Genomic DNA, 5,648 nt, shown 5'->3' with positions numbered 1-5,648 from the left:
CCAAGCATGACGAGATCGTCACACAGTGGGAGGATTATAATAGGCTTGGTTCCATATGACCGCTGAAAACAAATTATAATCATATGAAATCGAGCATGACGGAATCGTCACAAACTGGGATGATTATCTATCATGCGAGATTCCCCCGAAACAAGTTCCCCGAATCGAGTTCGGGGCAGGCAGGGGCAGGCTATATGGCCTATTGAGAAAAAATTATAATCATATGAAATCGAGCATGACGAAATCGTCACAAACTGGGATGATTATAAAACATGCGAGATTCCATATGGCCATTAAGAAACAATTATAAACATATGAAAACAACACTACTCTTAATGATGGCCGGCCTCCTGATGGCCTTCCATCATACCCACGGACAGACGGTCCCCTTACATGGAAAGGTGGTGGACCACGATTCCGGACAGCCCATCACCGGGGCCCTTATCCAAGAAAAAACCTCCGGAAAGCTGACGGTAACGGACGAAAACGGCCGCTTTTCCCTTGACCTTCCTCCTGGGAAAACCGAAATCGATGCCAGCTTCCTGGGATATGCCACCAAAACCGCCCCTTTCGAAACACCTTCCACACAGGAGTTGCTGATCACCTTGGAACAGGAAGACCATACCCTGGACCAGGTGGAAGTGGTGGCTACGGGGTACCAGCAGATCCCCAGATCCAGGGCCTCGGGTTCCTTCGTGACCGTGGATGAACAGCTCGTCGGAAGAAGGGTCAGCACCGACCTGATAGACCGCCTGGAAGACGTCACCTCCGGCCTCATTCTAAACAGGACGGGGGATGTGGGCAGGGATCCCATCTCCATCCGGGGCAGAAGCACCCTGGGCAGGTTCTCCGCCCCGTTGATCATCATCGACAACTTCCCCTATGACGGCAGCCTGCAGGACATCAACCCCAACGACGTGGAAAACATCACCGTGCTGCGGGATGCGGCCGCCGCCTCCATCTGGGGTACCCGGGCGGGAAACGGGGTCATCGTCATCACCACCAAATCCGGAAAAAGATCGCGCGGCGCCGCAGTCAGCTTCAACGCCAATGTCAATGTCATACAGCCCATAGATCCCTACCGTGATCCCGTTCTTTCGGTCAATGACTATATAGACACGGAAGAGAAACTTTTCCGTGAGGGTTTCTATACAGCCACGGAAAACAATGTCAACAAGCCCGTATTGAGTCCGGTAGTGGAAACGCTGATCCTGGAAAGGGACGGCATCATTTCATCCGGGCAGGCGGCTGAGCGGATCGCCGGGTTCAGGGGCCAGGACCTCAGGGAGGATCTGGCCAGGTACCTTTACCAAAGCAGGGTAAACCAACAATACAGCCTGGGCGTCAGCGGTGGTGGGGAATCCCATAATTACAGAATCGGCCTGGGTATGGACCAAAACCGGGAAGCTGTGGTGGGCAACGCCTACCAAAGGATCACCCTGGACATCAAAAACAACTTCAGTCTCCTGAATGACAGGATAAATATCCGCACCGGGATATATGGGGTGAAAACAAAAGACACCGATCATAACATGGGGCCCCAAAGCCTGGTGTTTGATCCGGCCGGATCGGTATATCCCTATGCGAGGCTGGCGGACGATGACGGTAATCCGGTGGAGATCAACCGGGAACTCAGGGAAGGTTTCAAGAGGGAGGCCGAAGCCATGGGACTGGCCGACTGGTCCTTTGTCCCGCTGCGGGAGCAAGGCAAAGCCCCCACGGTCACCACCCACGACGACTGGCGGATCAACATGGGCCTGGATTATAAAATCCTTACAGGCCTTAAAATTTCCGGCTTGTACCAATACTGGCAGAACTCAGGAAGTACGGAAACCGGATATGCCGCGGACAGCTATTATGCACGTGACCTGGTCAACCGCTTTTCCCAAACCGACGGATCGGGCAACATCGTCCATCACATCCCAGCAGGTGGCATCCTTGACCTGTCTCATCTGGATGCATCCAGCCATTCGGCCAGGTTACAGATGGATTACCGGAAAGCCTGGAACGACGGATGGTCCCTGGACGCCCTTGGTGGAACAGAAATAAAATCCCTGGAATCCGCAGCGCTGTCCAACCGCTTCTACGGCTACAACCCGGAACGCGCCACCAGCCAGCCCGTGGACTACCTCTCCCTTTTTCCGCAGTCCAACAACCCCTTTGCAGCAGTCCGGATACCCTTTATGGACCGGCATTCACTCACCAGGGACCGGTTTTATTCTGTGTATGCCAACGCTTCACTGGGTTATCAGGACCGCTACCTGTTCACCGCCAGCGCCCGGCGGGACGCCTCCAACCTGTTCGGCGTGCGGGCCAACCAACGCGCTGTCCCGCTCTGGTCGGCAGGTCTGGGATGGACCCTGAGTGAGGAAAGTTTCTACCATTGGGATGCCGTGCCTTTTGTCAGATTGAGGATGACCTATGGCTACACCGGAAACGTGGACCGCAGCCTCACCGCTTTTACCACCGCCCGCACCGTTACCTTTAACCCCATATCCCAATTGCCCTATGCCCAGATCATCAACCCGCCCAACCAGGATCTCAGATGGGAACGGATCCGGGTCCTGAACACGGCCTTGGATTTCGATACCCGCTCAGGAAGGATATCCGGTGCCTTGGAGTTTTACAGAAAGGACGGCCTGGACCTGATCGGCGAAAGCCCCTTCCCCACCACTTCCGGGATCACAAGGTTCCGGGGCAACAACGCCTCGACCAAAACCACCGGGTTTGACCTCTCACTGGTATCCAGGAACCTTACTGGGACGCTCCAATGGACCACCGACTGGCTGTTCAGCGGGATCAGGGAGGAAGTGACCGGTTATGATACCGATATCCCTGTACAGAGCCTGTTGAATTTCAGTGCCTCCGGATCGGGAGGCCAGTACTTCCCGGTGGTCGGCAGACCCCTGTTCGGCATCTATTCACTCCCTTGGGCCGGGCTGGATCCGGACACCGGAGCAGGAAGAGGCTATCTGGATGGGGAACCAAGCGACAATTACCAGTTCATTGTCAATGGGGCCACCATGGAGGACCTCATCTACCACGGTCCTGCCAGACCTACCACCTTTGGGGCGGTTAGAAACACACTCGCCTTCAAGGGATTCAGCTTCTCCGCCAACATTTCCTACCGTTTCGGCTACTACTTCAAAAGGAATACCGTACAGTATGACCGCATACTCCTGTCAAGGGGCGGCCACAGTGATTTCCCGCTCAGGTGGCAGCAGCCCGGCGATGAACGGGTAACCGAAGTGCCCGCCCTTCCTGACACCAGAAACGCCTTCAGGGACACCTTTTACAGAAATTCGGAAAATCTCGTCGAAAAAGCAGATCATATCCGGTTTCAGGATATCCGGCTGGGATACAGGATACCCAGGGGAACCCGCTGGGCGCGGGCCGTACAGGATGCGGAGGTATACATGTACATGAACAATATCGGCATGCTTTGGAAGGCCACCAAACAGGATCTTGACCCGGATTTCGGCACCGCCAAACCCCTTCGCAGTATCGCCATGGGCCTTCGTCTGGACCTCTGATCACCCCTTAAAAAACAATTATAAACACATGAACCGAGTGTGAACTCCCCTCTCCCCTGGGAGAGGGGCCGGGGGTGAGGCAAAAAAACACAAAAGGTTAAGAATCACCCAAATCCACACGAAAATATCATCCTATACCGAAACCAAACTTGACGACAACGTCAAACACTTTAAAAACACTAATATGAAAACACAACCTACAAAAAAATCACTCTTGGGTTTCCTGTTGGTGGCCACTGTGCTGGCCACCGCATGTGAAGAATTTCTGGACCCGAGACCGGACCAAAGCCTCCTGGTCCCGGAAACCCTGGACGACCTTCAGGCATTGTTGGACAACACCCAGGTCTTTAACTACCAGCCGGGCCTCACCTCGCTGGCCACAGACGAGCTGTGGGTGCCTGAATCCGTTCTTTCCGGGCTGATAAACCCTGTCGAGGCCGCCACCTACACCTGGGCGGCGGACCCTTATCAGGGAGGATTCACCGGATCATGGTCCCTGCCCTACGAACAGATTTTCTATGCCAACGTGGTGCTGGAAGCCCTGGAAAATATCGCTGACAACAACGGGGAGCGGTTCAGGAGGATCAAAGGCACGGCCCACTTCTTCAGGGCTTATGCCTATTATCAGCTTCTCCAGGAATTCGCCCCCCCTTTCCCTATCGACGGGAATTTCGAAAACCTCCTTGGAGTGGTCATAAAAGACGTTGCCGACATCAACGAGCCGTTGAAAAGAGCGGGCTTGAAGGATGGTTACGATTACCTCGCCGCTGATCTTGAAAAGGCTTTGGCACTCTTACCGGAACAGGTGACGCCCCAGGCCCGGCCGGCAAGAACAGCCGCTCTTGGACTGAAGGCCAGGTTTGGCCTCACCACTTTCCAATATGGACAGGCCCTTCAAGCTGCTGAAGAGGCACTCTCCATTTACGGCGACGGAATAGACTTCAATGACTTGGACCCTGCCCTACCGAATCCCTTTGTCCGGTTCAATGCAGAAACCATCAACTATACCTTGGTCCAGAGCTACAGCTTTATGGGAACCAACCTGGCCCTGGTGGATACCCTCCTGTACCGAAGCTATGCAGGCAATGATCTCAGAAAAGAGGTCTTATTCAGCGAAAACGCCGCTGGCTACCACCATTTCACAGGCAGGCTTTCCGGTACCCCTCAGTTTTTTGGGGGTTTCACGGTGGGTGAATTGAAGTTGGTGGCCGCCGAGTCAGCGGCCAGGCTGGGTGACCCCCAAAAGGCGCTGGAACACCTCAACAGCCTCCTGTCAAGAAGATACGAGAAAGAAAGCTGGGTACCGGTTGAGGAAAAAGAACCATCGAAACTGCTGGAAATCATTTTAGCAGAAAGAAGGAAGGAACTGATCGGAAGAGGCCTGAGGTGGATTGACCTGAGGAGGCTGAACCAGGAGCAGGAACATGCCATTACCCTAAGACGGGTGATCGGGGGAACCGAACATCTCCTTCCGCCCAATTCCCTCAAATACACTTTCCCGCTGCCCGATGAAGAAATACAACTAACCGGCCTCACCCAAAACCCCCGGTAAGGGGTAAGGCCGGCAGCGGCAACCACATTGCCGGTTTATCAGTTCAATACTACACTAATTTTCTCCATCAAGGGGTTGAATTTATTCAGTTTCTCTAGACGGACACAAATGACGAACCCCATCCCCTCATAGCCCCGGCTGGGAAAAACGCCATTTCCGCCTTGCAGATTTTGCGCGTTAAGAAATTTAAGAAGTGGGGGCAAGTGCCCAGGCATCCCCGATAGTTATCGGGAGACGAGGTTTTTTGGTAGAAAGGTGCCAAACTGAAGCGTGTTCCTTATCCAAAAAACCGAGGAGTTTGCCTGTGTTATATTGGTTCATCCAGACGGAAGTTGTTCCCCCACCGGACATGTACCAAGCAAAATTGTGACAATTATAAGTGCGAGTGGCGTCACCCAAAAAGGTAATCCCAGGGTATGCCGCCAGCGTGGCTGTCTGTATCCCTCCGACAAACCCCGTCTTGTTAAATAAGGGGATTTTATTTAGGACGGTATTCTTCCCAGTTTGAGGGTAGGAGCTGGTAGAGGTCTTTTTGTTTATGGCTCTGGATTCTTTCGAACACA

At 53.7% G+C, this 5,648-nt stretch carries 3 protein-coding genes; 2 read left to right on the top strand and 1 reads right to left on the bottom strand.

Features of this window, described 5'->3' with window-relative positions; genetic code table 11:
* Positions 1-314 precede the first annotated feature (314 nt).
* Together ACFPFU_RS25470 and ACFPFU_RS25465 are read left to right on the top strand one after the other, a co-directional pair.
* Entirely contained in the window at positions 315-3,533 is a 3,219-nt protein-coding gene (locus ACFPFU_RS25470) for a SusC/RagA family TonB-linked outer membrane protein (protein ID WP_377069550.1), read from the top strand.
* 184 nt (positions 3,534-3,717) lie between these two features.
* A complete protein-coding gene (locus ACFPFU_RS25465; RefSeq protein WP_377069548.1) occupies positions 3,718-5,085 on the top strand; it encodes a RagB/SusD family nutrient uptake outer membrane protein in 1,368 nt (455 codons plus the stop codon).
* A gap of 186 nt (positions 5,086-5,271) precedes the next feature.
* Here the strand turns inward: ACFPFU_RS25465 and ACFPFU_RS25460 are convergent.
* The coding region (locus ACFPFU_RS25460) for a hypothetical protein (RefSeq protein WP_377069546.1) at positions 5,272-5,648 on the bottom strand (377 nt) is incomplete at its 5' end.

It is taken from the genome of Negadavirga shengliensis (assembly GCF_042652345.1).
Lineage (GTDB): Bacteria > Bacteroidota > Bacteroidia > Cytophagales > Cyclobacteriaceae > Negadavirga > Negadavirga shengliensis.
This window is presented reverse-complemented; position numbering and strand designations above follow the sequence as displayed.

Bases quoted from the DNA above. Each gene is read 5' to 3' on its own strand.
- ACFPFU_RS25470 (WP_377069550.1), top strand. From the start codon at position 315: ATGAAAACAACACTACTCTTAATGATGGCCGGCCTCCTGATGGCCTTC.
- ACFPFU_RS25465 (WP_377069548.1), top strand. From the start codon at position 3,718: ATGAAAACACAACCTACAAAAAAATCACTCTTGGGTTTCCTGTTGGTG.